The 26,962-nt window shown below is 67.6% G+C and carries 29 protein-coding genes; 10 read left to right on the top strand and 19 right to left on the bottom strand.

From position 1 onward, the window contains the following. Positions 1-6: 6 nt before the first annotated feature. From BKA16_RS07160 to BKA16_RS07130, 7 genes are all read right to left on the bottom strand, one after another. On the bottom strand, positions 7-999 hold the full coding sequence (locus tag BKA16_RS07160; RefSeq protein ID WP_183370006.1) for a helix-turn-helix domain-containing protein: 993 nt from the start codon (positions 997-999) through the stop codon (positions 7-9). 240 nt (positions 1,000-1,239) lie between these two features. Continuing rightward, a complete protein-coding gene (locus BKA16_RS07155) occupies positions 1,240-2,487 on the bottom strand; it encodes a hypothetical protein (protein WP_183370005.1) in 1,248 nt (415 codons plus the stop codon). Between the two features lie 5 nt (positions 2,488-2,492). Then, positions 2,493-2,684 (bottom strand): ferredoxin, encoded by a 192-nt coding sequence (locus BKA16_RS07150; protein WP_183370004.1) that lies wholly within the window; start codon positions 2,682-2,684, stop codon positions 2,493-2,495. Beyond that, positions 2,684-4,036: a cytochrome P450 gene (locus BKA16_RS07145; protein WP_183370003.1), complete on the bottom strand. Its 1,353-nt coding sequence runs from the start codon at positions 4,034-4,036 to the stop codon at positions 2,684-2,686. The genes BKA16_RS07150 and BKA16_RS07145 overlap by 1 nt, the downstream gene beginning before the upstream one ends. 14 nt (positions 4,037-4,050) lie before the next feature. Then, complete coding sequence (locus BKA16_RS07140; protein WP_183370002.1) at positions 4,051-4,839, bottom strand: SDR family oxidoreductase; 789 nt, start codon at positions 4,837-4,839, stop codon at positions 4,051-4,053. Positions 4,840-4,846: 7 nt separating this feature from the next. Beyond that, positions 4,847-6,097: a cytochrome P450 gene (locus BKA16_RS07135; protein WP_183370001.1), complete on the bottom strand. Its 1,251-nt coding sequence runs from the start codon at positions 6,095-6,097 to the stop codon at positions 4,847-4,849. Then, positions 6,094-6,678 (bottom strand): TetR/AcrR family transcriptional regulator, encoded by a 585-nt coding sequence (locus tag BKA16_RS07130; RefSeq protein WP_183370000.1) that lies wholly within the window; start codon positions 6,676-6,678, stop codon positions 6,094-6,096. Before BKA16_RS07130 ends, BKA16_RS07135 begins: the two co-directional genes overlap by 4 nt. Before the next feature lie 151 nt (positions 6,679-6,829). Between BKA16_RS07130 and BKA16_RS07125 the strand changes: the two genes are divergently transcribed. The 3 genes from BKA16_RS07125 to BKA16_RS07115 all read left to right on the top strand — a co-directional run bounded on the left by BKA16_RS07125 (position 6,830) and on the right by BKA16_RS07115 (position 9,207). After that, entirely contained in the window at positions 6,830-7,486 is a 657-nt protein-coding gene (locus BKA16_RS07125; protein WP_183369999.1) for a PaaI family thioesterase, read from the top strand. 13 nt (positions 7,487-7,499) lie between these two features. After that, a complete protein-coding gene (locus BKA16_RS07120; protein ID WP_183369998.1) occupies positions 7,500-8,408 on the top strand; it encodes an amidohydrolase family protein in 909 nt (302 codons plus the stop codon). A 157-nt stretch (positions 8,409-8,565) separates the two neighbouring features. Further along, on the top strand, positions 8,566-9,207 hold the full coding sequence (locus BKA16_RS07115; protein ID WP_183369997.1) for a hypothetical protein: 642 nt from the start codon (positions 8,566-8,568) through the stop codon (positions 9,205-9,207). 135 nt (positions 9,208-9,342) lie between these two features. Here the strand turns inward: BKA16_RS07115 and BKA16_RS07110 are convergent, their stop codons facing one another. The 8 genes from BKA16_RS07110 to BKA16_RS07075 all read right to left on the bottom strand — a co-directional run bounded on the left by BKA16_RS07110 (position 9,343) and on the right by BKA16_RS07075 (position 17,348). After that, the gene (locus BKA16_RS07110; protein ID WP_183369996.1) at positions 9,343-10,317 is read right to left on the bottom strand and encodes an NADPH:quinone oxidoreductase family protein; all 975 of its coding nucleotides are present in this window, start codon (positions 10,315-10,317) and stop codon (positions 9,343-9,345) included. Between the two features lie 115 nt (positions 10,318-10,432). Continuing rightward, entirely contained in the window at positions 10,433-11,473 is a 1,041-nt protein-coding gene (locus BKA16_RS07105) for a glycoside hydrolase family 15 protein (protein WP_183369995.1), read from the bottom strand. A gap of 2 nt (positions 11,474-11,475) precedes the next feature. After that, positions 11,476-12,189 (bottom strand): class I SAM-dependent methyltransferase, encoded by a 714-nt coding sequence (locus tag BKA16_RS07100; protein ID WP_183369994.1) that lies wholly within the window; start codon positions 12,187-12,189, stop codon positions 11,476-11,478. Then, positions 12,183-13,466 carry a glycosyltransferase gene (locus tag BKA16_RS07095; protein WP_183369993.1) on the bottom strand — a complete coding sequence of 428 codons (1,284 nt, stop codon included), beginning with the start codon at positions 13,464-13,466 and terminating at the stop codon, positions 12,183-12,185. Before BKA16_RS07095 ends, BKA16_RS07100 begins: the two co-directional genes overlap by 7 nt. Next, complete coding sequence (locus tag BKA16_RS07090) at positions 13,463-15,127, bottom strand: FAD-dependent oxidoreductase (RefSeq protein ID WP_183369992.1); 1,665 nt, start codon at positions 15,125-15,127, stop codon at positions 13,463-13,465. Before BKA16_RS07090 ends, BKA16_RS07095 begins: the two co-directional genes overlap by 4 nt. A 249-nt stretch (positions 15,128-15,376) precedes the next feature. After that, on the bottom strand, positions 15,377-15,922 hold the full coding sequence (locus BKA16_RS07085) for a DUF3558 domain-containing protein (RefSeq protein ID WP_183369991.1): 546 nt from the start codon (positions 15,920-15,922) through the stop codon (positions 15,377-15,379). Beyond that, a complete protein-coding gene (locus BKA16_RS07080; protein ID WP_183369990.1) occupies positions 15,919-16,788 on the bottom strand; it encodes a DUF3558 family protein in 870 nt (289 codons plus the stop codon). The genes BKA16_RS07085 and BKA16_RS07080 overlap by 4 nt, the downstream gene beginning before the upstream one ends. 170 nt (positions 16,789-16,958) lie before the next feature. Then, on the bottom strand, positions 16,959-17,348 hold the full coding sequence (locus BKA16_RS07075; RefSeq protein ID WP_183369989.1) for an SHOCT domain-containing protein: 390 nt from the start codon (positions 17,346-17,348) through the stop codon (positions 16,959-16,961). A gap of 180 nt (positions 17,349-17,528) precedes the next feature. Here BKA16_RS07075 and BKA16_RS07070 point away from each other — a divergent pair, with 180 nt between their 5' ends. Next, the gene (locus BKA16_RS07070; RefSeq protein ID WP_183369988.1) at positions 17,529-18,035 is read left to right on the top strand and encodes a DUF4333 domain-containing protein; all 507 of its coding nucleotides are present in this window, start codon (positions 17,529-17,531) and stop codon (positions 18,033-18,035) included. 165 nt (positions 18,036-18,200) lie between these two features. Beyond that, complete coding sequence (locus BKA16_RS07065; protein ID WP_183369987.1) at positions 18,201-18,653, top strand: flavodoxin domain-containing protein; 453 nt, start codon at positions 18,201-18,203, stop codon at positions 18,651-18,653. 9 nt (positions 18,654-18,662) lie between these two features. Here BKA16_RS07065 and BKA16_RS07060 read toward each other — a convergent pair whose 3' ends face one another. Together BKA16_RS07060 and BKA16_RS07055 are read right to left on the bottom strand one after the other, a co-directional pair. Next, positions 18,663-19,511: a DMT family transporter gene (locus BKA16_RS07060; RefSeq protein WP_183369986.1), complete on the bottom strand. Its 849-nt coding sequence runs from the start codon at positions 19,509-19,511 to the stop codon at positions 18,663-18,665. 49 nt (positions 19,512-19,560) lie between these two features. Then, on the bottom strand, positions 19,561-20,079 hold the full coding sequence (locus tag BKA16_RS07055; RefSeq protein WP_183372943.1) for an OsmC family protein: 519 nt from the start codon (positions 20,077-20,079) through the stop codon (positions 19,561-19,563). Positions 20,080-20,235: 156 nt separating this feature from the next. On the opposite strand from BKA16_RS07055, the gene BKA16_RS07050 reads away from it, so the two are divergent. The 3 genes from BKA16_RS07050 to BKA16_RS07040 are packed head-to-tail and all read left to right on the top strand — an operon-like array spanning position 20,236 to position 21,502. Further along, positions 20,236-20,505, top strand: a complete 270-nt coding sequence (locus BKA16_RS07050) for a hypothetical protein (protein WP_246371680.1) — start codon at positions 20,236-20,238, stop codon at positions 20,503-20,505. Then, positions 20,502-20,984, top strand: a complete 483-nt coding sequence (locus BKA16_RS07045; RefSeq protein ID WP_183369985.1) for a SixA phosphatase family protein — start codon at positions 20,502-20,504, stop codon at positions 20,982-20,984. The genes BKA16_RS07050 and BKA16_RS07045 overlap by 4 nt, the downstream gene beginning before the upstream one ends. Further along, entirely contained in the window at positions 20,981-21,502 is a 522-nt protein-coding gene (locus BKA16_RS07040; RefSeq protein ID WP_246371678.1) for a nucleoside deaminase, read from the top strand. The genes BKA16_RS07045 and BKA16_RS07040 overlap by 4 nt, the downstream gene beginning before the upstream one ends. Before the next feature lie 16 nt (positions 21,503-21,518). Here BKA16_RS07040 and BKA16_RS07035 read toward each other — a convergent pair whose 3' ends face one another. After that, complete coding sequence (locus BKA16_RS07035) at positions 21,519-22,643, bottom strand: DNA polymerase IV (protein ID WP_343067312.1); 1,125 nt, start codon at positions 22,641-22,643, stop codon at positions 21,519-21,521. A gap of 55 nt (positions 22,644-22,698) precedes the next feature. After that, positions 22,699-25,083 carry a hypothetical protein gene (locus BKA16_RS07030; protein WP_183369984.1) on the bottom strand — a complete coding sequence of 795 codons (2,385 nt, stop codon included), beginning with the start codon at positions 25,081-25,083 and terminating at the stop codon, positions 22,699-22,701. 294 nt (positions 25,084-25,377) lie between these two features. On the opposite strand from BKA16_RS07030, the gene BKA16_RS07025 reads away from it, so the two are divergent. Both BKA16_RS07025 and BKA16_RS07020 read left to right on the top strand, forming a co-directional pair. Beyond that, on the top strand, positions 25,378-26,370 hold the full coding sequence (locus tag BKA16_RS07025) for an alpha/beta hydrolase (RefSeq protein WP_183369983.1): 993 nt from the start codon (positions 25,378-25,380) through the stop codon (positions 26,368-26,370). 129 nt (positions 26,371-26,499) lie between these two features. Further along, the gene (locus BKA16_RS07020; protein WP_183369982.1) at positions 26,500-26,946 is read left to right on the top strand and encodes an SRPBCC domain-containing protein; all 447 of its coding nucleotides are present in this window, start codon (positions 26,500-26,502) and stop codon (positions 26,944-26,946) included. Positions 26,947-26,962 lie beyond the last annotated feature (16 nt).

The raw sequence follows: 26,962 nt of genomic DNA, 5'->3' as shown, positions 1-26,962 counted from the left end.
CCCCGGTCAGCATCGCTCGCGCACTGGGCCCGCGATCCGTTCGCGGTACTCCAGCGGACTGACCCCGTACCTGGTCTTGAACTGGTTCCGGAACGTCGCGAGGGACCGGAAACCGGACGCCGTCGCGATGTCCCCGATCTGCATCCACGGATTCTCGTCGAGCATCTTGCGTCCGGCCTCGACCCGCGCCTCGGCGATCAGCTCCGCGGGCGAGGACCCGAAGTCCTCGAAGAGCCGGTACACGTGCCGCCGCGACATGTGCAACTCCTCGGCGATCATGTCTGTGGTGAACGACGGATCCCGGTACCGGCGTGCGATCAGGTCCGACGCCGCCTGCCGGTTGAACAGCCGGTCGTCCTGCAGACTGTAGCGTCCGTCGAGAGTCAGCTCGGCGAGCGCCGCAGCGAGCAGGTCGATCACCGCGAGCTCGGCGTCCGAGGACACACGGGCGCCCGCGACCGCGGAGTCGATGGCGAATCGTCGAACGAACCCGGCGGCGGCGCGCGCCAGCGGCGTCCGGCCGCCCATCTCACGGCGTGGTCGCTCGGCGAGGTAGCGGAACCGGCCCAGCGCGGTGAACGGTATGACGAGGCCCGCGGCGTCCCGGATCGCCGACGTGGTGTGCACGAACGGCGCCTGCGTCGACACGACCGCGAGATCGCCCGATCCGTACCTGTTCTCACGCCCGTTCTGCGCGACCACCGAGTCGCCGCGAAAACCGGAGACGCTCACGATCAGCCGATCTCGCTCATCGGCGTCACCGGCGACGTTCGCGCGTTCGATCCGGACCGGCGACACCAGGACGCAGAACGACGACATCATCGACAGCCGCCGGCTGTACTGCACGGATCGAAGCGGTTCATCGGTCGACGAACTGAGCACGATCCCGTCGTATATCTCGTACGGCTTGGTCGACGGCCACGCGGTGCACGGCTCCACCATGCGCTCGCGCTCGACGCCTAGACGCGCTTCCCATGCCGTGACGATCGCCGGCGTCAACCTGACGTCGTCGGCAGAGCGCCGCTCCAACGTCGGACCAACTGAACGAAGAGACCGCGGCATCGCAAACCTCACTCATCTTGAACAGGACTTTCGGCGGAAATCGCCGCTCTCTGACCCAAGATAGAGCGTGCGACCGCAATACGCAGTCCGTTGCTTGCGTGGCGTCGAGAAATGAGTCGTCGCTCGCCGCGATGAGTCACTTTAAGAAGCCCATCTGACACGATCTTTCGCCTCTGGTCACACGACGGTCAGGGGAATGGCACGCGACGGACCTCGATCGACGAACTCGAACTCCGGTCCCGCCGAGAACCGGACGATCGCGACCTCGCCCGACTCCCTCTGCGGCTCCCCGCGCACGATGCCGATCACCGTCTCGTCCGACCGATGAGACGCCTCGCCGACCACCCACGTCGGGTCCACGCCGAACGCCGCGGATGCCAACGCGCCGAGTCGGCCGCCGTCGAGCAGACGCAGCCAACCGCCGTCGACGAGCACGTCGCTGTCGCGGGCGATGTGGACCTCGACCCGCTCGTCGTCGACGGCGACGGCGTGAAAGCCCGTGTACTGGCGCGGTCCGAACACCGGATTGAGATTCAGCACCGCGGCGAGCGCCGCGGCGTCCGACCGCCCGTCGAGCACCGCGGCCGCGATCCGCTCCGATGCGATGCCTGCGATGCCGACGAGTTGCTTGTCGAAGATGTCGTCGGCCGTGGCGTCGTCGGTCCGACGACGCACCGCGTCGAGGAAGCCGAGGGACAGCAACTGGTGCTGCAGCATCACCTCTTCGACGATCCGGCGCAGCGCGGACCCGGACCACTCGGTGTAGTTCACGTCCTCGACCAGCGGTCCGCGATAGTCGACGAGGCCGTCCGGCGCGGCCGGATCGATCGGACTGAGTTCGACCGTCGCCGCGCGACGGAGCAGCATCGGCTCGGTGACCTCCGGCAGCGGCAGCTCGTCCCGGTCTGGCTCGATCGTGACCGTCCACTCGCAGTGCGGTGTGCGATCGGCCGGCACTCGCGGAGGACGGTGCACCGGGCGGATCCGCGCACGGCGGTTCGTCGCGATGGCCGTCGCATCGAAGGTCGGGTCCTCGATGGTGTGGCACATGGCCGTCACATAGTCCTCGCCCATCGGCTCCACATCGAGAAGGGCGCCGCAGTGGTCCAGAACGAACGCCCCGTGGTTCTCGTCGTCGACCCGATACCGGAAGTCCATGAACTGCGGCGGCGCCCCGATGTCGAGCTGCAGACACTTGAACATGTCGACGACGCCCTCGCCGTCGATGCCCAGTGCGGCCCGCATTCGACCGGTGTAGACCGGGCTGGCCGCCATCCACTCCTCGATCGCCACCTGCGCCATTCCGTCGCGGCCGAACGCCGAGATCAGGTGTGCCATCCCGCTGCGGTCGATCAGCTGTCCGGTCAGCAGGAGCTCGGGAACCAACGCCGCGAGCTGCGGCGTGGTCAGATCATCGATGCTCACGTCGGTCAGTCCTCCACGATCTTCAGAGCCTGCGTCGGGCAGTACCGCACGGCGGCCTCGACCTCACCACGCCGAGCCTCGCCCGGCGCCTGGTCGAGAACCGCGACACTGTCGCGGCCAGCCTCGAACACCTCCGGCGCCTCCATCTCGCACATTCCGTGCCCCTGACACAGATCCAGATCGACGACGACACGCATCACACGCTCCGACGCCGGTACGCCACTCGACACGGCTGCTGCAACTGCACGACCATCTTCGAGTGGTCGTTGCGATAGCTGTCCGGATCCTGCGTCAACTCGAACTCGTAGTTGCGCAACAGCACCGAGAAGATGGCCTTGAGCTGCATCATCGCGAACTGGGCGCCGACACACCGGTGCCGTCCCGCCCCGAACGGAATCCACGTCCACCGATTCACCAGGTCTTCCTGACGCCCCTCGGCATACCGTCCCGGATCGAACGAGTCCGGATCGGGAAAGTCCTCCGGCAGACGATTGGAGACAGCCGGCGACACCGCGATCGACTGCCCCTCCTCGACGGTGACGCCGCCGACCTCGAACGACTCCTGCACCACACGCATCAGAATGATCAACGGCGGATGCAGCCGCAACGCCTCCTTGAGCGCGCCCTCGAGTTTCGGGATCTGCCGCATCGCGGCGAACGAGTACTCGATGCCGTCGGCGTAGATGCCGTCGAGTTCGTCGGTGACCTGGGCAAGACAGTCCGGATTCTTCAGCAACTCGATCAGCGTCCATGCGGCCGTGCCCGACGTCGTGTGGTGCCCGGCGAACATCATCGAGATGAAGATGCCCGTGACAGTGTTCGCGTCGAACATCGGCGAACCGTCGTCGTTCATCAACGAGACCAGGACGTCGACGAGATCGCGATCATCCTTGCTCTCCGGCGGATTCGCCACCCGCCCGTCCATGATCTTCCCGATGAACTCCACCAACTCCGCCCGCGCGGCATCACGTCGCCGGAAGCTCTCGATGTCGGCGTGCATGTCGACGTAGGCGATCGGATCGGTGCCCTTCTCCAGATCGTGGAACAGGTGCGCCACATGACCGTCGAGCTCCTCGCGGAACTTCCCGCCGATCAGGCACGACGACGACGTGTACATCGTCAACTCGGCGAAGAACTCCAACAGATCGATCTCGCCCTCGTCGCCCCAGTCGGCGATGATGCGCTCCACCTCGTTCGGAATGGTGATCGCGTGCTGCTTCATGTGCGCGCCTTTGAGCGCCTGGTTGTGCAGCATCTCGCTGCGACGCTCCGGGCTGGTGTCGAACACGACGCCCTCACCGAACACCGGCGTCATGAACGGGTAGGCCGCGGCCTGGTCGAGCACCTCGTCGGGGGCACGGAAGAACTCTTCGTTCGCCGCGGCACCGCTGACCAGGACCACTTCCCGATCAGCGAGCTGGAAAGCGCCGACGTCGCCGCACTCGTCGCGGACGCGTTGGAACAGGCCGATGGGATCGGTCGCCATCTCGTCGAGATGGCCGTGTTCTCCGGTCCCGCCGGAGACTCGTTTCGAGGTCACAGCAGTCATGGGATTCTCCTGATTCAGGACTGTGTCTGAGAGGTCAGTCTGCCTTCGGCTTCGACGTCGACGGCTTTCATGTGAGCGCCCGGGGGAAGACTGATCATGGCCTCCACCGCGTGTGCCAGGTCGTCGGGCTTGAGAAAGTGTCCGTGGCGAGCGAGGCCGAATGCGATCCAATCGTTGAGCATTCCCTCGGTGGCCTGCTGGTCGAGGTTCATGCCCATGCCGGTGAGCGTCTGACCGGGGCGGACGACGCCCGCGCGCACACCCGTGCCCTCGAGCTCCATGTGGACGGTCGCCACGAGCCCTTCGACCCCGTACTTCGCGGCGACGTACGCCGACGACCAGGGCCGCGGATGAGAGACGACGTCCGAGCCGATGAAGACGACATCGCCGCGTCGCCGCTCGATCATGTCGGGGACCACCGCGCGGTAGAGCCGATACGCGCCGACCAGGTGCACGTCGATCTGGGCTGCCCACTCGCTCACCGGCATCTCGTGTGCACGACCGATCTGCAGGTCGCCCGCACCGGAGACGACGACTTCCAACGGGCCGAGTTCGGCCTGCGCGGCGGCGACCGCCGAGATCACCGACTCGTCGGAGGTGACGTCCAGTTCCACCGGAACGGCTTCGCCGCCCGCGGCGACGATCTCGTCGGCGAGTACCGTCAGCTTCTCGACGCGACGCGCGCCGAGCGCCACCGGGTGGCCGAGCGCGGCCAGACGGCGAGCCGTGGCTTCTCCGATACCCGACGACGCACCCGCCACCAGGACCGGTCGTCGCTCGGGGTGCGGTTGGAATCGAGGCATGCCCTCCTCACCGCGCCTTCACGGTCATCGGCAGATCGGCGAAGCCTCGGACGTTCACCGAGTGGACGCGATTGCTGCCGGCCACGTCCACGTCGAAGGAACGCACCGTGCGGGCGATCTGGGCGAGGCCGATCTCGGTCTCCAGTCTGGCCAGGTGCGCGCCGAGGCAGAAGTGAGTGCCCAGCCCGAAGCTCATGATGGTGCGGTCGCTGTCGCGGCCGATCCGATACCGATCGGCGTCATGGCCGAACACCTCCTCGTCGCGGTTGGCCGAGCCGATCAGCAGAAGCACACGATCTCCCGCCGGAATGGTGAATCCGCCGTACTCGACGTCGTCGACGACCCTGCGGACCAGCATCTGCGTCGACGTGTCGTAGCGCAGGGTCTCCTGCACCCACGGCGTCACCGCCTCGACCGCGGTGTCGGCGTCGGTCGACGCGGCGATGATCGGCGCGATCTGGTCGGCGCTCCGGGCCCCCCAGTACACCGAGTTCGCCAGTAGTTTGGTGGTCGTCTCGTTCCCCGCGACCACCATCAGCATCATGAAACCGATGATCTCGTCGTCACTGAGCGCGGTGCGCTCCCCGCCGTCGACGAGTTCAGCCGTGGTCAGTGCCGAGATCAGGTCGTCGCCGGGACTCGCGCGTCGTTCGGCCAGCAGCGACGAGTAGAAGCCGTGGAGATCGAGGTAGGCGTGGATCGCCGCCTCGGGGACGTCCGTGACGCCCTCTTCGCGGTGGATCAGCAGATCCGACTGGGTGCGCAGGTGCGCGCGGTCGGATTCGCCGACTCCGAGCAGTTCGGAGACCACATCCATCGGAAGGAGTCCGGCGAAGTCGTGAACGAAGTCGAAGTCGCCCAGCTGAAGGCATCGATCCCAATGCCGCGCGGTCAGTTCGGCGATGCGCGGCGCCAACTCGCCGACGCGGCGGGGTGTGAAGCCCTTCGACACCAGCTTCCGCAGGCGCAGGTGGCGTGGATCGTCCATCGCCAGGAAGCTCATCGAGAACTCGGCGTTCTCGTTGTAGGCCGCCGGGTCGAGGGAGACGCCCCAGCTGTTGGACAGGCGTACGTTGTCGCGGAAGGCGTCGGCGACGTCCTGGTGCCGCGACAACGCCCAGAAGTCGCCGTCGACGTTGTGGTGGACCGGCTCCTGCGCCCGCAGTCTCGCGTACGTCGGATACGGATCCTCGTGGAAGCCGTAGTCGTAGGGATCGAACGGAATGCTCTGCTGCATATCGGAGTCGGTGACGGTCATGGCTGTCCCATCAGTAGCTTGGCAGCGGCGACGAGCCGCTCAGAGGTGGCCTCATAGGTGAGGTGCCCCATGCCCGCGGTCACCAGTCCGCCGGCATAGAGCATCTGGAGCGCGTCGATCAGCCCCTGCGGATCGTCGACGTCGTCGCCGACGGCGCCCGCGAGCCGGTCGTGGATGAATCCGCCGATGCGCAGACGCAGGTGCTGCGACTCGGGATCGTCGGACAGCAGTGCGACGGTCACCGCCCCACCGAGCTGACCCTCGCCTGCGACGACCATCGACACCCCGCGCAGGACCTGCGCGACCCGCTCGAACACCGGCAGGGACGAATCCGGCTCGGGCACACCGACCGCGAGGCGCCGCCAGAAGACCTCGGCGACCAGATGCCCCTTGGAGCTGAAGTAGGTGTACGCGGTCGCCGGCGCGACACCGGCGCGCTTGGCTACGTCGCGGACCGACAGCTTGTCGAATCCGTCGGCGAGCACGATCTCCACCGCGGCGTCGGTCATCTTCGCGATCTTCTCCGCCTGCTGCGGAGTGAGGCGGCGACGGGTGGACTCGGTTTCCAGGGGAGTGGTCATGGGAGTGACGCTACTCCACGGCCGAACCTAAGTCCAGACACCTGTCCAGAACAAGTTCCGGAGGGCCGACTGAAACGTGTTCCACTTCTCTGGTATGACGTTGGAGAGGCACCAGTGCCTGATCCCATCATCGGCAGCGACGAGGTGCGACATGGAATTCCGACTCGAAGACATCGACCCCGACGAGATCGAGCGACGCCTCGCGGTCGTCGAACCGCTGACCGACTCGGTGCGCGGCCTCATCGACGCGGTGATCCGTTCCGAGGTCGACGACGCCGTGCTCGATCGGGCCCGCGCGCGCATCGACGAGATCACCGCCGAGCTCCGCGTGCACCAGAAGCCCGGCGGATACGGCACGCCGTTCACCCGTGATCTGCGGGGCATGCCGTGGGGCAATGCGGCCACCGGCCTGCGCAATCCGATCGCACCGCCGCTGCGACCCGAGCACGGCGCCGGGGTGTCGACGGGTTCGGTGCACCTCGGCGCGGCCTACGAGGGCCCCGGCGGACTGGTGCACGGCGGCGTCCTGGCGCTCCTGATGGACCAGTTGGTCGGCGAATGCGCGAGCACGATCGTCAACATGCCGCACTTCACCGGAACCCTCACGGTTCGCTACCTGCGGCCCACGAAGCTCGGCCGCGTCGACCTGCGCGCCGAGGTGACCGGCACACAGGATCGCAAGACGTTCGTTCACGTCGAAGTCCGCGACCGCGAGGGCGTGACCGCCGACGGCGAGGCGATCATGATCCGCCCCAAGGATTTCCCGGGCCGCGACGAGGTGTTGGCCGCCATCGCTAGGACGCCCTAGTAATGTGGGCCTCATGTGCGACGACCACTCCCCGCAGCCGTTCTCACTCGAAGAGGCCGAGGCCGTCCGCGGCGTCTGGCAACGCCTCGGTCTCACCGGGATCATCGACGTCCACACACATTTCATGCCGTCCCGCGTGCTCGACAAGGTGTGGGCGTACTTCGACTCGGCGGGCCCGCTGATCGGCCGCGAGTGGCCGATCGCCTACAAGGCCGAGGAGGAGCGACGCGTCGAAGCCCTCCGGTCGTTCGGTGTGCTGGCGTACTCGTCGATGCTGTACCCGCACAAGGCGGAGATGGCGCAGTGGCTCAACTCCTGGGCGGCCGATTTCGCCGCCGCCCACCCCGACTGCCTGCACACGTCGACGTTCTACCCCGAGCCGGGTGCGGGCGAGTACACGCGCGCCGCGATCGAGGCGGGCACCCGCGTGTTCAAATCACACATCCAGGTCGGCGAGTACTCCCCGCTCGATCCGCTGCTCGACGACGTCTGGGGCGTGATCGACGACGCGCAGGTCCCGGTGGTGATCCACTGCGGCTCCGGTCCGGCTCCGGGCACGTTCACCGGTCCCGAACCGATCGAGGCCCTGATGCGTCGGTACCCGAGGCTGCCGTTGATCATCGCGCACATGGGCACCCCGGAGTACGCCGAGTTCCTCTCCCTCGCCGAGCGTTTCGAGAACGTCCGCCTCGACACGACGATGTCGTTCACCGACTTCTCCGAGGAGGACGCCCCCTATCCGCGCGAACTGATGGGCCGTGTCGCCGACCTCGGGCACAAGATCCTTCTCGGCACCGACTTCCCGAACATCCCCTACGGTTATCCGCACGCCCTCGACGCGCTGGTCCGGCTCGACCTCGGCGACGAGTGGCTGCGACGCGTGCTGCACCACAACGCCGCACAACTGTTCGCGATCGACTGACCTCCTCCGCCGCTACGGGCCCACGACCGCCCACCGATCGCGCCGGACTAGACACACCGGCCCGGCGGATCCGGAACTGCCCGCCGACGTGCCCGTTCCCCGCGAGCGGTCGGCCGAACGACCTACGGATCGTCCACCGACCGTTACTGTCGACGGCGTGAGCTACGACCAATGGCTGATTCCCGTCCGGTTCGCGGACGATCCCGAGACCGCGTCGCGCCACGCCGTGGAGCAGGACGAGTCCGACGCACCGGCCGCCCCCGAGGCGGCCGCGCTCGCGGACGCGATCACCCGAGCGCACGGCCCGATCGAGGACGCCTCCGGTTTCCTGTCCGTCTTCCCGCTCGAGGCGACCGGCGACTGCGTCTTCGTCCCGTCGCGGTTCCCCGCCGTCGAACTCGCACGAGCGACGGTGATCCCCCTCGCGTTCGGGGCGGGCTTCGCCGTCTACGACCCGCAGCACGGCGTCCTGCTGGACCCGCGCGACGCCGTCGCGGGCACATTCGTCTATTCGAGCGACGACCCGTTCCCGACGATCACGCCGTCGCTCATCGATCTGTGTGTGCCAGCGATGCGAGTGGAGGACTTCGTCATCGCCGAGACCGGCGAGAACGTCTACATCCAGACCAAGAGAGTGGCCGACGACGAGTACCTCCTCGAGTACCGGGACGGCTCGCCGGACCGGCACTTCGGGACCACGGTGTCGACGGCCGAGCAGGTGGCCGCCGCCGTCCGCGGATGGCTGACCGGCGACGACTCGTCGTACCGCGGCCATCACTGGGAGCGGATCGAGTTCTGATCACCGGATTCCACCCGGATCCACTGCAGGGCCCCATCGGCATCGGCGGCGCCGTACGGCTCGCCGCCGCGGCTCCGGTGATCAGTCAGGCCGAGCAGTCGGAACGGCCGGGTGCGGCCGGAGACACCGGCCCGGTCAGCCGGCGCTCACGTGCACCACGGCTTTGCCCATGACCTTCCCCTCCGCGAGATCGGCCAGGGCCTGAGGCAGGTCGGCGAGTTCGTAGGCCGTGCTCACCGGCGGGCGCAGGCCGGCGGCGATCATCTCGGTGAGGTCGTCGTGCAGCAGCGCCGGGAGGTTCTGGTCCGCCGAGCGGATGTACTCACCCCACGCGGCGCCGACGATCGAGATGTTGCGGAACAGAACGCGGTTGAGCTTGGCCGACGGGATGCCGCCCGCCGCGAATCCGATCACCACGTACCGACCGTCCGGCGCGACGGTGCGCAGCGCCTCGTCGAACGCGTCGCCGCCGATCGGATCGAGCAGCACGTCGACGCCGCCGTCGGACAGTTCGAGAACGCGATCCTTCCAGCCGTCGGTCAGCTGCACCACCTCGTCGGCGCCCAGGGCGCGGAGCATCTCCTCCTGCCCGGTGCGATGAACCACGGCGATCACCTTGCACCCCATGGCCTTCGCGACCAGGATCGAGGCGACCCCCACCCCGCCCGCCGAACCGAGGACGCCGACGACCTCGCCGGGCGCCGTCTGCGCCCGATGCTTCAACGCGAACAGCGCGGTCTGAAAGTTGATGCCCATCGCGGCGCCCTCGTCGAAGGTCAGCTCGGGCGGCATCGGCAGAATCTGCTGCTCGGTCGAGGCGATCCGCTCGGAGAATCCACCGGTCATCGACGTCACCAGTACGCGGTCGCCGATCCGGTACGCGCCGCCGTCCGGGGCCTGCGCGACGACGCCCGCCACCTCGGTGCCCGGGGTGAACGGCAGCGGCGGACGCAGCTGGTACTCCCCCTTCGACATCAACACGTCGGGGAAGCAGACCCCGCAGGAGCGGACGTCGACGAGGTACTGGCCGTCGCCTGCGGTGGGAGCGGGGACGTCCTGGAGTTCGAGACCGGCCGGACCGGTCTCGCTGACGAGCACTTGAGCCTTCATCGTCTCACCGTAACGCGTTGGCGTAGGGCAGGTCTCGGGTTCACGGGGGCTGGACGTCCACTGAGCCGAACCGGCGGGACTCGGCCGACGGAAGGGTCTCGACCGGCGGGGCCCGTCAGCTCGCGATCCGACTGCTTGCGATGTCCCGGAAGACGCCGCCGCCCGGCGTCGCACCGCTGATCGCGTCGGCGGCGAGCACGACGGTCGCCGATGTCCAACAGCTCTGCTCCACCGGCCAGCGTTTGCCGTCGGAGAACACCAGACCGGTCCAGTACGAACCGTCCGGATCGCGCAGGTGCTGGATCGACTCGACGAGGGTCACGGCCCGGTCGGCGTCGCCGATCGCGTCGACGGCCATCGCCAGCTCGCACGTCTCGGCGCCGGTGACCCACGGGTGATCGTCGACGCAGCGCGCTCCGAGACCGGAGACGACGAAGTCGTCCCATCGCGCATCGATCAGTTCACGTCCCGCGTCACCGCGGACCGCACCGCCGAGCACCGGGTAGTACCAGTCCATCGAATGGTTCGACGCCGGGTCCATCACCGTGCGATCGCCGGTCCAGACGTCGAACACCGCGCCGAGACGACGCGCCGCGGCAGACCACTCGTCGGCGGGCTCGTCGAGGATCTCGGCGATCGACGCGGCGCAGTACAGCGCCGAGTAGATGCTCGCGTTCCCGGTGATCAACACGTTCGGGAACATGTCGCCGGTGCGGTAGTCCGCGGCCCAACGGAACGCGCCGTCGGCGCGTGCGAAGCTCAGGGTCCGGCCGATCGCGGCCTTCACCGTCGGCCACATGCGTCGCAGGAAACCGGCGTCGTCGAACACCAGGAAGTGGTGCCACACGCCGACCGCGATGTACGCGCAGAAATTGCTGTCGACGCCGTGATCGACGACGACGCCCTCGCGCAGTTCCAACGGCCACGACCCGTCCGGACGCTGGGTGCGTCGCGACCACTCGTAGGCCGCGTCGGCCTGACGGCGGAGTCCGCAGGCGGCCAACGCCATCGCGGACTCGACGTGATCCCACGGATCCGTCTTGCCGCCGGGGAACCACGGGAGCGCGCCGGAGGGCTCCTGCATCGCCGAGATCGCCTGCCCCGTCGCCCGGATCTGCGCCGGAGTCAGCACGCCGTCGATGTGCGGGACAGCCATGTCTATTCGGGTTTACGCAGGTAGATGGCCACCGACTTGCCGACAACGGGATTGAGGACCTGCTCGCCGACCCGAGTGAGCCACGGCTTGCTCATCATGTCCCAGACGAGCATCTTGTGATAACCCTTGACCAGCGCATTGTCGTTGTTCTCCACCCCGACGGCGCACTTGAGCCACCAGTACGGAGCGTGCAGAGCGTGCGCGTGGTCGGTGCCGGTCACCTCCAGCCCGGCCGCCCTCAACTTGTCCGCGAGTTCGGACGCCCGGTAGATCCGGACGTGTCCACCCTCAACCTCGTGGTACTCGTCCGACAACGCCCAGCAGATCTTCTCCGGCCAGTACCGCGGCACCGTCACCGCGGCGAGACCGCCCGGCTTCAGGATGCGGGCCATCTCGGCGATCGCCGATTCGTCGTCGGGGATGTGCTCGAGGATCTCCGACATCAGCACGACGTCGAACGAGTCGTCCTCGTACGGCAGTCCCAGTGCGTCGCCGACGCGGGCGTCCGCGTTTCCGGACTCGGGGACCTCGCCGGCGGCGACGAGTGCGCCGAACATCTCGGAGACGTCGGCCATGTCGGCGGCGCTCATGTCGAATGCGGTGACCTCGGCGCCGCGCCGCAGCATCTCGTACGAGTGGCGCCCCTGTCCGGCCCCGATGTCGATGGCGCGAACGCCCGGTCCGACACCCAGTCGATCGAAGTCGACGGTCAGCATGCTGCTCTCTTTCGTCCAGGGGTTGATTCGATCGCCGCGCGATACCGCTCGACGGTGGCTGCCGCGACTGCGGACCAGCTGTACTTCTCGAGTACGCGCTCGCGTCCTCCGGCACCGAGCCGCGCACGCAGGTCCGCATCGTCGAACAGCCGGAGGAACGCCTGCGCGAGTTGCCCCGCATCGCCCGCGTCGACGAGCACGGCCGCCTCCTCGTTCTCGCCGACCACCTCGGGGATCGCTCCCGCACGGGTGGCGACCAGCGGCGTCCCACAGCTCATCGCCTCCACGGCGGGCAATGAGAAGCCCTCGTAGAGCGAGGGGACGCACGCGATCTCCGCGCCGGCGAGAAGCGCTGCGAGTTCGTCGTCGTCGATTCCGGACACCACCGACACCCTGTCGGCGATCGACAGTTCGTCGATCAGCGCGGCCGACGGCCCCCCGGGGTCGAGTCTGGACACCAACGTCAGTTCGACGTGTTGTTCGGCCGCGACTTTGGCGACCGCCTCCAAAAGGTACGAGACGCCCTTGAGCGGCGCATCGGCGCTCGCCACACAGACGATCCGCCCGGGCACCCGTTCGCCGCGCGGTGCGAACACCTCGGTGTCGACACCGAGTGGAATGGTGGCCAGCGAGTCCTCGCTCACCTTGAACGCACTGCGGATGTCCTCCTCGCTGCTGCGCGAGACGGTCAGCAGGGACGGGATGCGCCGGGCGACGCGACCCTGCATCGCCAGAAACGAATGCCATCGCCACGCGCTGATCTTCTTCAGCCCCTTGGCCGCCCGCACCGCGAGCGAGCGGTCTCGGGTGATCGGGTGGTGGATGGTCGCGACGAGCGGGAAGCCGGCGCGCTTGACCGACAGCAGACCGTATCCCAGGCACTGGTTGTCGTGCACGACGTCGAAGTCCTCGCGCCGTCCATTGAGCAATCGGGACACGCGCAGGCTGAAGGTCAGCGGCTCACCGAACGCGGCGGTCCACATCTGGACCACCTCGACGACGTCGATCCAATCGCGGAACTCCCGCAGCTTGGGCGTGCGGAACGGGTCCGGCTCGCCGAACAGGTCCAGGCTCGGGACCTTGGTGAGCGTGACACCGGCCTCGAGAGCGGAGTCGTCGAGGTCGGGATACGGCTGACCGGAGAAGATCTCCACATCGTGTCCGAGAAGAGCGATCTCACGCGCCAGATGACGGACGTACACTCCTTGACCGCCGCAGTGCGGCTTGCTCCGATACGACAGGAGCGCGATACGAAGCCGATCCTCAGCGGCGCTCACTGACCCTCCCGGGCGGCCTGCTCCAGCGCGGTCACCGACACCAGTTTCACTCGTCGTCTCCCCGATCCCTTGCCTGCCGCTCTCTCGACGGCGTCGATGGCCTTCCACCCGGCCAGGTCGACGCGGTTGGCTCCGCGAGAGGCCACCAGATCGGCGACGTCCGCGGCATCGACTGTCGTCTCGGGCAGCGTACCCGCGGCGAAATCGGCGAGTACGGCCTTCGCCGCCTCCTCACCGCAGTACCGGTTCCGCCCGATGCCCCCGGTGGGACCGCGTCGGATCCACCCGGCGACGAAGAGCCCCGGAATCACCGCACCGCCGGGACCGTCGAGTACACGCGCGTCCTCGCTGGGAACCACGGCCCGCAGTTCGTCGAACGGCAACCCGTCGACGGCCTGGCCGCGATAACCGACCGATCTGACGACGGCGCCCGCCTCGATCTCCCCGGTCTCGTCGGTCGGTTCGATCCGGCCGCCCGCGACGTACCTGTTGCGAACGTACCGCACCTTCTCGACGCCGTCGGCTCCGATGATCGCGGTGGGCGAGGTGAGGAACTCGAAGACGATCCGGCGGTCCGCGTCGCCGACCGGCTTCGCGGCGAACTCGCGGGCGAGTCGGAGCTTGGTCGCCACGACCGAATCGATGGAGCCGTCCGCCTCGGCGGCGGCGGTCTCCGCCGAGCGCACCAGGTCGTCGGGCATCACGATGTCGACACCGTGCAGCTCGCTGAGCGACAGGAACTCGCTGTTGGTGAACGCGCCGTGCTCGATGCCGCGGCGACCCATCACGACCACCTCGCGGACGGCGGAGGCGCGCAGCGCTTCGAGTGCGTGGTCGGCGATGTCGGTGCGAGCCAGATCGTCCGGGTCGGACACCAGGATGCGCGCCACGTCGAGCGCCACATTGCCGTTGCCGACGATCACCACGCGCTCGGCCGACAGGTCGAAGGTCCGGTCGGCGTGATCGGGATGCCCGTTGTACCAGGCGACGAAGTCGGTGGCGGCGATCGAACCCGGCAGGTCCTCACCGTCGATTCCGAGGCGACGGTCGTGTGCGGCGCCGACGGCGTACAGTACGGCGCCGAACCGTTCGCGCAGTTCGTCGCCGGTGATGTGCGTGCCGACCTCGACGTTCAGGTGATAGGTGAAATTGGCCCTGCGCTCCACTCCGGCGAAGGTCTTCTCCACCCCTTTCGTCTCGGCGTGGTCGGGTGCGACACCCGCGCGGACCAGTCCGTACGGTGTGGGCAGCCGGTCGAACATGTGCACCTGGACCTGACGCTTCTTCACCAGCTCTTCGGCAGCGTAGAAGGCGGCCGGACCCGCACCGACGATCGCCACCCGCAACTCCTGTCCCTCGGGCAGCTGCGGCGGCTTCGGGTGCTTGACCAACCCGCCGTCGGCGTCGTGGTCCCGGAAGTAGTCAGCATTGATCTGCAGGTACGGCTCGTCCCGTTCCTCCAGTTGGTCGTCGGGCACGATCGCCTCGACCGGGCACTCGTCGATGCAGGCGCCGCAGTCGATGCACGTCTCCGGGTCGATGTAGAGCATCTCCGCGGTGAAGAAGTCCGGCTCGTCCGGCGTGGGGTGAATGCAGTTCACCGGACACACGGCCACACAGGATCCATCGTTACAGCAGGGGCGGGTGATAACGTGCGCCATCTGGTCATTCCTCCGCGCCGGGGCTCCGGCTATCCACAAGGTGAACGTGTTCTAGTTTTGCCCATGAGGATAGCAAAAGACGTTGCGGCACAGCCGACTGGACCCGGTGACACGACACATTCGGCGCTCATTGCGCGACGAGTCACACCGTGACCGGTTCCGATGAGCACACACCGCTCGACGGACGCCTGCCCACGCCCGGCGTCAGAGGCGACGAGCCGCGATCTCAGGCACCGGTGCGGTCACCGGTCAGAAGGCCCCGGTCAGGATCATCTCCATCAGTTTGATCGGAGCTGCGCAGGCGTCACCGTTCGGCGCCTCCGACGGCTCGACCCACCAGGTGTAGACACCCCCGCCGGGAGCCTTGGCCGTGACACCGCACACGGCGGGACGCTTCGGGTCCCGCGCGGTGAAGCCGGCCTGGCTGCCGACCTGGACGTTCTCCGTGGTGAAGCCCAAGCGTTTGGCGGTGTCCTTCTCGTGGTTGTACGAGCCCCACTCGAACCAGTTGAACATCACGTCCACCGTGGCGGGAGTCTGGACGATCCACCGACAGTTGGCGCCGAAGAAGCCCGGCGCCGCGGTACGACCGCCCACGGCCTCGCCGATCTTGGACGCGGGGAGGACCTCGCACTCGGCGAGGAGCCGCTCGAACTTGTCGGTGTCGACCGCCCCGGTGTCGGTGCCCACCGATCGCCCCTGGCGCACCGGCGTGCCGTCGACGGTGCACGCGCCGAGCCCGAGAACTGCCACGGCCGCCGTCACCGCCGCCGCCGCACTCCAGCGCCTCGTCATGACGCCCCCTTCACAACTGTCTCGGTGAGCCGTTTCGCGGACTGACAGATCTCGTCGGTGCTCTTGAGTTGCTCGGTGCTCGTCGCCAGATGCACCGAGATCTCGATGAAGTCGGCGTCCCACGCGACGCCGATCTCGCAGATCGGACCGGTGTGGGCGATGAACCCGGGTTGGCCGTCGATCTCATAGTCCTCGGTCATGTCCCGGGAGAGTTGCTCGGTGCCCCGTTCGCGTCCGATCGGCGATCCGCGATACCAGTTGAAGGACACCGACGGGTTGCGGTCGGCGTTCAGTCGCCACTCGCACGTCGACGGATTGTCGACGGCGAGTTCGAACCCGGGGACGCCCGTCGCCTTGACGACCTCGTCGGCGGTGAGCCCGCCGCAGCGCTCGAAGTCCGGTCCGGTACCGGTGCGCGGCTCGTAGGTCTCGTTCACCGAGTCCGCGGTGCCGTCGCCGCCGCAGGCGGACAGACCGAGGACTGCGACGGCCGCCAGGACGAGCAGCGCGCCGGACCGGAATCGGTCGAGTTCACGTCGTTCGCGTTTCGTCGGACGGCCGGCGCCGCGATCGCGCCGCGGAATCGACGCGAGGACCTCGCGCGGAGGCGGGGGCGGACTGTGATCGATGTAGTTCTCGGCGGCGACCGGAGCGGAGACCCTCTTGCCGATCAGCCCGGTCACCTCGACGATGCGGTCCCGCGAACCCTGACGCACGGTGACGCGGTCGCCGATCGCGACCTGCGCGGACGGTTTGACCGTGACACCGTTGAGCTGAACATGCCCGGCGCGACAGGCCGCACCGGCGGCGGAGCGGGTCTTCGTCAGTCGGATCGCCCAGATCCAGCTGTCGATGCGCGTCGCCATGTGCCGCCCCTCTCGTCCCGTCGCATTCCGCTGTCCACAGTATCGGGCCGGACCGGTCACCACCGCTCACGACGTTCACTCGGTCTACGAGACGGGTTTCCCGCCTCCGGATACGGCGACGGGCGCGGCAGTGAACACTGCCGCGCCCGTCGTCGTGCCGAACGTCCGAATCAGTTCGCGAGGGCCTTGGCCTTCAGGTTCTCGAACTCCTCGGGGGAGACGACCCCGGCGTCGAGCAGCGCCTTGGCGGTCTGGATCTGATGGGCGGGGGAAGTCTGCCCCGCGGCCTGTTGGATGTACTCCTCCTGCGAACGCTGCGCGGCGGCGGCCGCCGCACGGCTCCGCTCGCTCATGCCCGGACCGCGGGCGACGATGTACACGAATGCCGTCAGATACGGGAAGATCACCAATGCGATGATCCACACGACCTTCCAGCCCGCATTCAACTTGTGATCGCGGAACAGGTCGGTGAGGACCATGAACAGCACGATCAGGTACGCGATGAACGCAAAGATCAAGATGGTGTACCACAGCACACCCCAGAACGAACTCCAGTCCACTTCATTCGCCTTTCCAAGGACTTCAGGGAAGGCAAGCGTAGCGCTACCCGACCGTCGCCGCCGCGTTTGCGGGCCGATGCGACGAATGCCACCAATTCGGCGTGACGTCGTAATTCGCCCGAATGACAGATGCGGTATACCGCTGCCACCCCGGATGAGTTCGTCATATCGTCATCTGCTATGAGACTCTCACGAATCCTTTCCGCGGGCGCCGCTCTCGCCGCCCTTCCACTCCTCGCCGCGTGCGGCACGACCATCGATCAGGACAAGCTCGGCAAGGAGATCACCGACAAGCTGAACAGCGAGTACTCGAAGTTCGACAGACAGGTGTCCTCGATAGCGTGCGACGATCCGGGAAAGGACCCGGCGGTCGGCACCACCTTCGAATGCATCGCGGACGTCGACGGAGCCAAGGTGCACATCGACGTCACCACCACGAGCGACGACTTGGACGTCACCTATGAGACCGTCGACATGTTGTACGACATGGCGTTCGCCGCGAGCAAGCTCGAACCGTCCGTGTCGCAGCAGACCGGAGTCGCGGTCACCGTCGACTGCGGCGACGGGGTCAAGGCGTTGAAACGAGGCGAGACCTTCGCGTGCACGGTGTCCGACGGACAGGGTGCCAGCCGAGGTCTCACCTTCACGGTCGTCGACGGCGACCAGGACCGCTGGGAACTCGACTGACTCCACCGTTCACGATTTCCGCCCGGGTGTCGCCCACCTCGACGCCGCCGCAGCGCGGGTTGCGTGACATACCCGAAAGTCCCTGGTCGGAGTTCGACGCAGCGGGGTGGTTACGATACCGTAATCGTCGTCGTTGACCCCGAATCACTCCAGGAGACGCCAACCATGGCAGCCGTCATCCTCTACGGTACCGAGACCGGTACCGGTGAACTCGTTGCAGACGCCATCGCCGACGTGCTGGCCGCCGACTACGACCCGTCGATCTACGACATGGCCGAGTACGCGGCCGAGGACCTCGACACCGACGACTTCCTCGTCGTCGTCTGCTCCACGTACGGCGAAGGCGAACTGCCGTCGAGCGCGCTGCCCTTCGCCGACGAACTGGACGAGGAGAAGCCGGACCTGACCGGCATGCGCTTCTCGGTGTTCGGCATGGGCGACACCGTCTACGACGATACGTTCAACCGTGGCGGCGAGATCATGGCCGAGAAGCTGACCGCACTCGGCGCCGTCGAGGTCGGCGAGCACTACCGTCACGATGCGTCGAGCGCGGAGAAGCCCGCGAAGGCCGCCGAGGCGTGGGCCGAGCGCCTCAAGCCCGTCATCGACGAGGCCTGAGCCGCCTTCTCACATCTGTCGATCCGCGGGAACCGCCACCTGGTTCTCGCGGATCACTGCATGTTTGGCCAGTTTCGCGACCGAGATCACCGACAATGCGGCGATGACGGCCAGCAGTCCGGTGGCTCGGACGCCCGCCGAGATGCTCTCCCCCAGCAGAGCCACGCCCAGTGCCATCGCGACCACGGGCTCCATGACGTTCATCGCCGGGAACGAGGTCTGCAGGTCGCCGGCGCCGAACGCCCGCTGCTGGGCGATCACCGCGAGGATGGCCACCGGGACCAGCAGGTACACCTCGAAGTGCACGAACAGCGACAGCGGCTCGTCGACGATCCGGATCGCCACGGCCTTGATGAGCAGGGACGACACGCCGAACAGCGCGCCGGACGTCAGTCCGTACAGGAGTGACTTGTGATGTCCGCGGTCGCACTTCTCGGCGAAGACGACGAGTAAGACCAGACCGATGACGACGGCGCCGACAGTCGTGCCCATCAGGAGCATGTCGGGCCTGCGGTCGGTGGTCACCGGCCGGGCGACGAGCAGGAACCCGACGACGCAGACCACCAGGATCGCACCCCACACCCATTCCGAGCGTTTCGGGCGCCGGTGGTCGGCCCAGGCCTCCATGGGCAGCACGAACAGGACCGCGAGCACGACGAGGGGCTGCACCAACAGGATCGAACCGAGTCCCAGCGCGGTCGCCTGCAGGCCGAAGCCCGCGATCGCGACGACCGCTCCGAACCACCACCCGGCCGTGATGGCGCCGTTGGCGGCCGACGATCGCTGGCGCAGGACCGTGCCGACCGCGATCAGCAGCGCTGCGGCAATGGCGATCAGCGTGGGAACCCAGGTGTGCATCCCGTTCAGAATATCGGGCGCGCATCGCCTTCCGCGATGAACCGGCCAGTCAGGCCCCGGCGACCTGCAGACTCGTCACAACAGGTGTCGGGTTGGTCGTCAGATCATGGACGGGGCAGTGCGCGTCGACTACCTCCTGGAGTTCGCGGTAACGCTCGGGCGACTCGGGTCCCTCGATGTCGACGGTCACCCGGACCTCGGTGAATCCGGCGCGCACACCGTCGTCGAGCCCGAAGAAGCCGCGTACGTCGAGGTCTCCCTCGCCGGTCAGTGAGAGCTTGGTGATCTCGAGGCCGAGACGCTCGGCCCAGAACCGGTACGTGACGACCTGGCACGAGAGCAGCGCCGCGAGGTAGTACTCGACCGGGTTCGGCGCGCTGTCGCCGCCGCCGAGTGTCGGCGGCTCATCGACGTTCACGCTGAACGAACGCAGATCGATCGCACTCGACACGCCCTCTCCCCCGGTGGCCGATGCCGTGAACACGACGGCGGCGTTGGCCGGCTTCGCCTCGACGGCCCGGGCGGTCTGCGCGGCGATCGTGTTGAGGGCGGTGCCGGAGTCCGGAATCTGGTGGGCGAGAGTCTGTGCTGTGGTCATGGCGTCGACGGTAGGTCCGCCGATCTCCCGGGGAAAGGATTCTGCGCGGCGGCCCGGTAAACCCTTGACTGTCGGGGCGGGGCGCGCCTGATCGGAATTGTCGGTGGCCGGATCTACCGTTGACTCATGTACCGCAGCGAACTGGAACGCCTGATGACCCTGGCCTCCGACGAGATCGAGGCCGCGTGCCGCGGCGATCGCCTGTCGTCTCTGATCACTCGATGCGCCGACGAGAACCTCGAGTTGTCGGAGTTGGCGGACGACGCCGCCGCACAGTGCGACGTCGACCGTCACAGCTTCTACGCGCAGGAGGCCGCGGCGTGGCGCGCGACGGCGCAGGTCCTACGCACCATGACGCGCGATCGGACGCGGGCAGGCGAACAGGGCGCCGCATGACCCGCACCCTCGTCCTGCTCCGTCACGGCAAGAGCGCTTATCCGCTCGGCGTGCCCGATCACGATCGGCCGCTCAACGACCGCGGGCGACGCCAGGCAGCACTGGCGGGCGACTGGATCCGTGACGACGGGCTCGACGTGGACGCCGTCCTGTGCTCGACGGCGACCCGGACCCGGCAGACTCTCGAGCGGACCGGGATCGACGCGCCCGTCGAGTTCGTCGACGACGTCTACGGCGGCACACCGGACGAACTCCTCGAAGTGTTGCGGATCCACGCTCCCGCCGATGCGGCCACGATCCTGATGGTCGGGCATTTCCCCGGTATGCCGGAGACCGCGCTGACACTCGACCCGGACGGCTCGATCGACCGGTTCCCGACGTCGGCGTACGCGGTGGTCCGGGTCGGCGTCGCCTGGGACCGGATCGGGCTCGACGTCGACCCCGACGCACGACTGGTCGCACTGAGGATTCCCCGATGACGCCACCGACCATGCGCTCGGAGCCCGACGACTCCGATCTGTCCCCCGAGGATCTCGCTCACCTCCGCCGCTGCGTCGATCTCGCCCGCGAGGCCGTCGACGCAGGCGACGAGCCGTTCGGTTCGCTGCTGGTCGACCACACCGGCGAAGTGCTCTTCGCCGATCGGAACCGGGTGTCCGACGGCGACGACACCCGACACCCCGAGCTCGCGATCGTGATGTGGGCGGTCCGGAATCTGTCGGCGCAGCAGCGCGCCGATTCGGTCACGTACACCTCCGGCGAGCATTGTGCGATGTGCTCGGCCGCCCACGCGTGGGTCGGCCTCGGCCGCATCGTCTACGCGTGCAGCAGTGCGCAGTTGGCGCGGTGGCGCACCGAATGGGGCGCCGCGCCGCCGCCGGTGAGCCCGTTGCCGATCAACGAGGTGGCGCCGGACGTCCCGGTGTCCGGTCCGGCTCCGGAGTTCACCGAGGAGCTTCGCGCTCTGCACGCGCGGTCGGCGGGTGTGGCTCCGTAGTCGGCCCGCCGACGTCTCATTCGGGGTCCAGCAGTTCCAACCGCACCGCGAGCAGTCGTACCGGCCGATCGAGCTCGAAGGCGTCGACCAGCGTGTTCAACACCGGCAGGATGTCGGCGAGGTCGGTGCTCGGTTCGACCATCTTGCGCATCTTGGTGCGCGTGTAGAACGTCGAAGTCCGTACCGTCAGACCCACGCGGAACGGGACGCGTCCTTCGGCGATCGCCTGCTCCCGCACATCACGCGCCAACACGGTCGCGGCGTCCCGGATCTGTTCGCGGCCGGTGAGGTCCGCGGGGTAGGTCCGCGATCGCGAATGTGATTTGGCGATCGTCGGCGTCGTCGCGATCAAGTCGTCTCCCCCTCCGCGGCAGAGTACGTACAGCCAGTTGCCCTGGCTGGGACCGAACACGGCGACGAGATCGTCGCGCGGGACTTCACAGAGCGCATCGACAGTGTCGACGCCCCGATCGGCGAGCTTGTTCGCCGTCTTCGGTCCGACGCTCCACAGGTCGCGACACGGCCTGGGGCCCATGAGTTCGTTCCAGTTCTCGTCGTCGAGCACGAAGACCCGATCGGACGGGGACGTCTGCGGCGCCCGGACGGCCGCTTTGGCGAATCCCGCGGCCATCTTGGCCCGCTGCTTGTTGTCGGAGACGCCGAGGCAGCATTCGAGGCCGGTCTCGTCGAACACCGACCGCCTGATCCGGTGGGCGAGGTCGACGCCGTCCTGGCGGCTCATCGTGGCCGGTTCGTCCCGCGGGTCCACGCCGAGGTACGCCTCGTCGAACCCCCACACCTCGACGGGGTGACCGAGTCCGCGCAGGAGGTCCATGACCTGGTTCGACACCTGCGTGTAGTACGCCATGTCGAGGGGCAGGAACACCGCGTCCGGGCACTTCTTCTTGGCCGCGGGCAACGGCAGTCCCGCGCGGGCGCCGCCGGCACGAGCCTCGTAGGACGCACAGGTGACCACTTGTCTGCCGTGTGACGGATCGCCGTCGCCGCCGACGATCACCGCCTGCTCCGCGAGATCGGGGCGGCGGAGACGCTCGGCGGCGACCTGGAACTGATCGAGATCGATGTGCAGCAGCAGGCGGAACCGCGTCGGCTCTGGTGTCCCGGCAATGCGATCGGCCACGACCTCCACTGTAGGAGGTCGTGGCCGACGCGTTCAGCGATCCGAGTGGGCGACGCTATTCTACGGCGACCGCTTCGGGCGCATCGGCGACCTCGGTGTCGTCCGCCCCGTCGTCGGTCGGGGATGTCGGAGCCTCCGATTCGACCGTCTCGATCGGATCGGCGGACTCCGTGGCCTCCTTCGACCCGGGAGCCTGTTCGACCGTCGTCTCGACTGCGGGAGCCTCGGTCTGTTCGGCGAACTCGATCTCCTCGGCCGGAGCCTTCGTGGTCTGACCGGCGGTCGTCGCGACCGTCCGCGGTGCGGCGTCGGCGGTGTCGGCGTCCCCGTCCTCCGGAGCAGAGGCGTCATCGTCGCCGTCGACCAGAGCGTGCTCGTCGCTTCCGCCGCCGAGCATCGGACCGACCAGCTCCCCGACACCCTTCAGATCGTCGACGATGGTCATCGAGTCGAAGAAGTTGCGCAGGGTGCCGATCGGGTCGAACGGATTCGACAGGTCGAGTGTGCCGAGGCCGAACGGGTTGTCCCACCGGATCAGACCGATCTTCGGCAGCAGCCCCGCCTTCGCGTCACCGGTGATCTTCGTGATCTGCGGCAGACCGATCAGGTTCGGGCGCGTGGTGCCGTTCACCTCGACCGGTGGGAAGAACACGATCTGGTGTCCCAGCCAGTCGATGGTCAGCGGCTCGCGCAGGCCGTAGTCGGAGGTCAGCCAGTGCGCGGTGACCGACGTGTACACCGGATCGAAGATCGGTTCACCGTCGGCGTCCTTCGCCTGCTCGAAGAGCGGATTGCCGTCGGAGTCGGTGGCCTGGACCATCACCGGCTCGTCATTCGCGTCGACGACCGGTTCCATGACGGGTTCGCCGTCCTCGAAGACCGGTTCGCCGTCCGCATCGAGCTTCTGCTCCGTCTTCTGGACCATGACCGGCACCATCCGCGGTTCCGTCTTGGCGACCATGATCGGCTGACCGGTCTCCTCGTCGAAGAGGAGCTCGCCGGTCTCCGGGTCCGTCGCCTGGACCTTGACGAGGTCGGTGCGGATGTCCTTGGTGTAGCGGACGAAGTCCTTGGTCAGCTTGAGGCGGTCTTCGGCCGAGACGAGCGCGATCAGCAGATCGGTCATGAACGGCGAGTCCATGAGTCCGGACGTGTCGCCGCCGAGGACGGGTCCGAGCTGCTTCAGGAGGGCGTCGTTGCCCATGAACAGCGATGTGACGTCGGTCAGACCGTACTGCGTCTGCCGATGCTCACCATCGGCGATCGGACGCAGATCCTTGTAGTAGTCGAAGGTGCCGAGATAGTTGGCGCATTCACCCAGCCCCTGCGCATAGGCGTTGACCTGCAAACCCATGCAGGCGACCTCGTGCAGACCCGGGATCTGGCCGTTGATGCCCTGGACCAGGTCGAGCATGTCGAGCATGCTCGCGTCCTCGCCCATGGCGTCCTTGACCATGTCGGCGTCGAGAAGACCCGACGCGAGGAGCTTCGTCATGTCGAGCTCCTCGCCGAACCAGGTGATCCTCACATCGTCGGTGTCCATGTCGACGGCGACGCCGATGCCGAGATTCGCGAACGCACTCGAGGTGTTGCCGTGGTCGGCTCCGGCGAGGGCGAGCGCGAGGTCGTTGCCGGTCTCCGCGATCGCGGTGCCTCCGCGCATGGCGAGGGCGATGTTGATGCCGGAGCCGATGATCGTGGCCGAGCCGCGCGGGCCCGGTGCGTCGGGGAGCATGACGGGCTTGCTGTAGTCGTACTTGTGGCCGGTGAGGTACTCGGCCATCTTCAACGCCTTGGTGCGCTTCTCGAGATTCTTGTCACGGTCCCTCATCGTTCCGAGGCACCTGCCGAGTATCGTCACCCCATCGCAGTATCGCTCCATCACGACCGGCAGCGCCGCGTCGTTCTGAATCCCCGCGTAGGTCTTGTACTCGTTGAAGCCGTTCGGATCGACCGGAGCGCCCATGACGGCGTCGGCCAGCCCCTTGATCAGGTCGCTGCCGAGCACCACTCCGCCCAGGATCTCGATGAGGTTCCGTTCACCCATGGTGAATCTGGTGAGGACGATGTTGATGTCGGGGCCGAGGTCCATGACCATGTTCTCGGCGGCCCGGCCGACCTCGATCGACTCCGGCAGAACGAGCGCGATACCGGTGCCGTCCGACCGCGTGCAGTCGGCGATCGCCACTGGCGCGGGAGCGCCCGGGTCGAGTGCGACCTCACCGATCGGGTCTGCGTCCGGGTCGATCGGACCCGCCAGCCCGCCGGTTCTGCACGACTCGATGAACTGGCTGATCATCGGATCGTCGAGCATTTCGGTGAGCGCTCCGAGGTCGAGGCCGCCCTGACCGCCGAACCCGTCCAACGGTCCCGCATTGGCGGGGCTCGGACTGACCAGCAGTCCGGCACCCAGGGTCGCCGCGGCGAGTACACCGATCACGGACTTCTTCAGGCCTTTTCGAGCTCGGCGACCCGCCCTGTCGCGTCGTCGTCGCTCTTGTCTGATAGGTGAAGCAGACAACATTGTCTCCTTATGCGTGGTTGTACCGACTCTCGACGAATCTTCGCCGGAGGTCCCGCACCGCGCAGTCACTGCGTCACACAATTGACGGCCGAGAATCGTATCTGTGCCAGATTCACCCCTACGGACGACACGGCTCGACGGCGCATCAAACGAACAACAGACCCGTAACGACGTCGTCGTACCGCGACCGCGGCACCCTATCGTGGAGTGATGCACTCCGACCCGCACCGACATCGTCGTCGAATCTATTGGCGGACAACCCTTGTCACCATTGTCGTCGCGCTGATCGCGACTCTCGCTCCCGGCCTCTCCCCCGCCGACGCGGCGGCACGAATCGTCGGCGTCAAGCGAATCAGTGCGCAGGTCGATCTGGTGTCGGTGTACTCGCCGTCGATGCGTCGCGTCGTGCGCAATCACGTTCTGCACCCGGCGGGCGCGCCGTCCGGGCTCGGATCGTTCTACATGCTGCCCGGGGCCGGCGGTGCCGAGGACGGCATCTCCTGGTTCAACAACGGTGGCGCCCGCCAGTTCTTCGCGGGCAAACGCGTCAACGTCGTGCTGCCGATCGGCGGCAAGTTCTCGATGTGGACCGACTGGAACGTGCCCGATCCGGTCCTCGGACGCAACAGATGGCAGACCTACATCAACCGGGAACTTCCACCGGTGATCGACGCCGCGTACTCCACGAGCGGCGCCAAAGCGCTCTCCGGCGTCTCGATGACGGCGGGACCCGCGCTCGATCTCGTCGAACAGTCGCCGTCGCAGTGGCGGGCCGTCGCCGCCTACTCGGGGTGTCCGGGCGCGTCCGACCCGCTCGGTCTGGTCGCGAACACCGCCATCGTGACCCGCGGCGGCGGCAATGTCGCCAACATGTGGGGTGCACCGGGCGGCCCGCAGTGGCGGCGACACGATGCGGTCCTCAATGCGGACAAGCTGCGCGGCAAGGCGATCTACCTGTCCGCCGGTTCGGGGGTGGCGGGTCCCGTCGACGGCAGCGTCCTGCGGAACGGCAGCGGCTTCATCGGCGGCAACGTCATGGAGCGTGTCGCCCTGAGCTGCACGACGAATATGTCGAACCGGCTGAACTCGCTGCGCATCCCCCACCGCTTCGTCCATCGTCCCGACGGCGTCCACACCTGGGGCCTCTTCCGCGCCGACCTCGGCAACTCCTGGCCGATGATCGCCCGCGCCATCGGCGCGTGAGACTCACAGGGTAGTACGGTCTTCCGGCGTCTGACTTCGTCACGCCGGATTCGACCTCCTCGTGACTCCGCGGATTCGGGATCGTCGAACGTCTCCCACGGCCGCGGCAAGCACGGCTACCGTGGCGGCATGGGAGTGCGAGTGGACGACAGCGTCGTCGTAACGGCCCCGGCCGACCGGGTGTGGAATGTGATCACCGACTTCGCGGCTTACCACGAGTGGAATCCGTTCCAACGGGAGTGCTCAGCGGAGCTGACGCCCGGGGCGCCGATTCGGATGCTCGTCGCCCTCGGTCCGGGCGGGCCGATGCGCCAGACCGAGTACATCGACGAGGTCGACGTCGCCGGACGATGGTTCACGTATCGGATGCGGCCCGCGCCGATGCGGCTGCTCCACAGCGTGCGACGGCAGAGTGTGGTCGACCTGGGCGACGGCCGGTCGCGCTACGAGTCGCACTTCGAGATCAACGGACCGCTGTCGCCGCTCGTCGATGCGCTTCTCGGCAGGCGGCTCACCGCGAAGTTCGCGGCGGTCGCGGCGGCGGTGAAGGTGCGGGCCGAAGCAGACGGCCGATAGGGGTCTCGACTCCGCT

Origin of the sequence: Gordonia humi (genome assembly GCF_014197435.1) — a bacterium.
Classification (GTDB): Bacteria; Actinomycetota; Actinomycetes; order Mycobacteriales; family Mycobacteriaceae; genus Gordonia; species Gordonia humi.
This window is presented reverse-complemented; position numbering and strand designations above follow the sequence as displayed.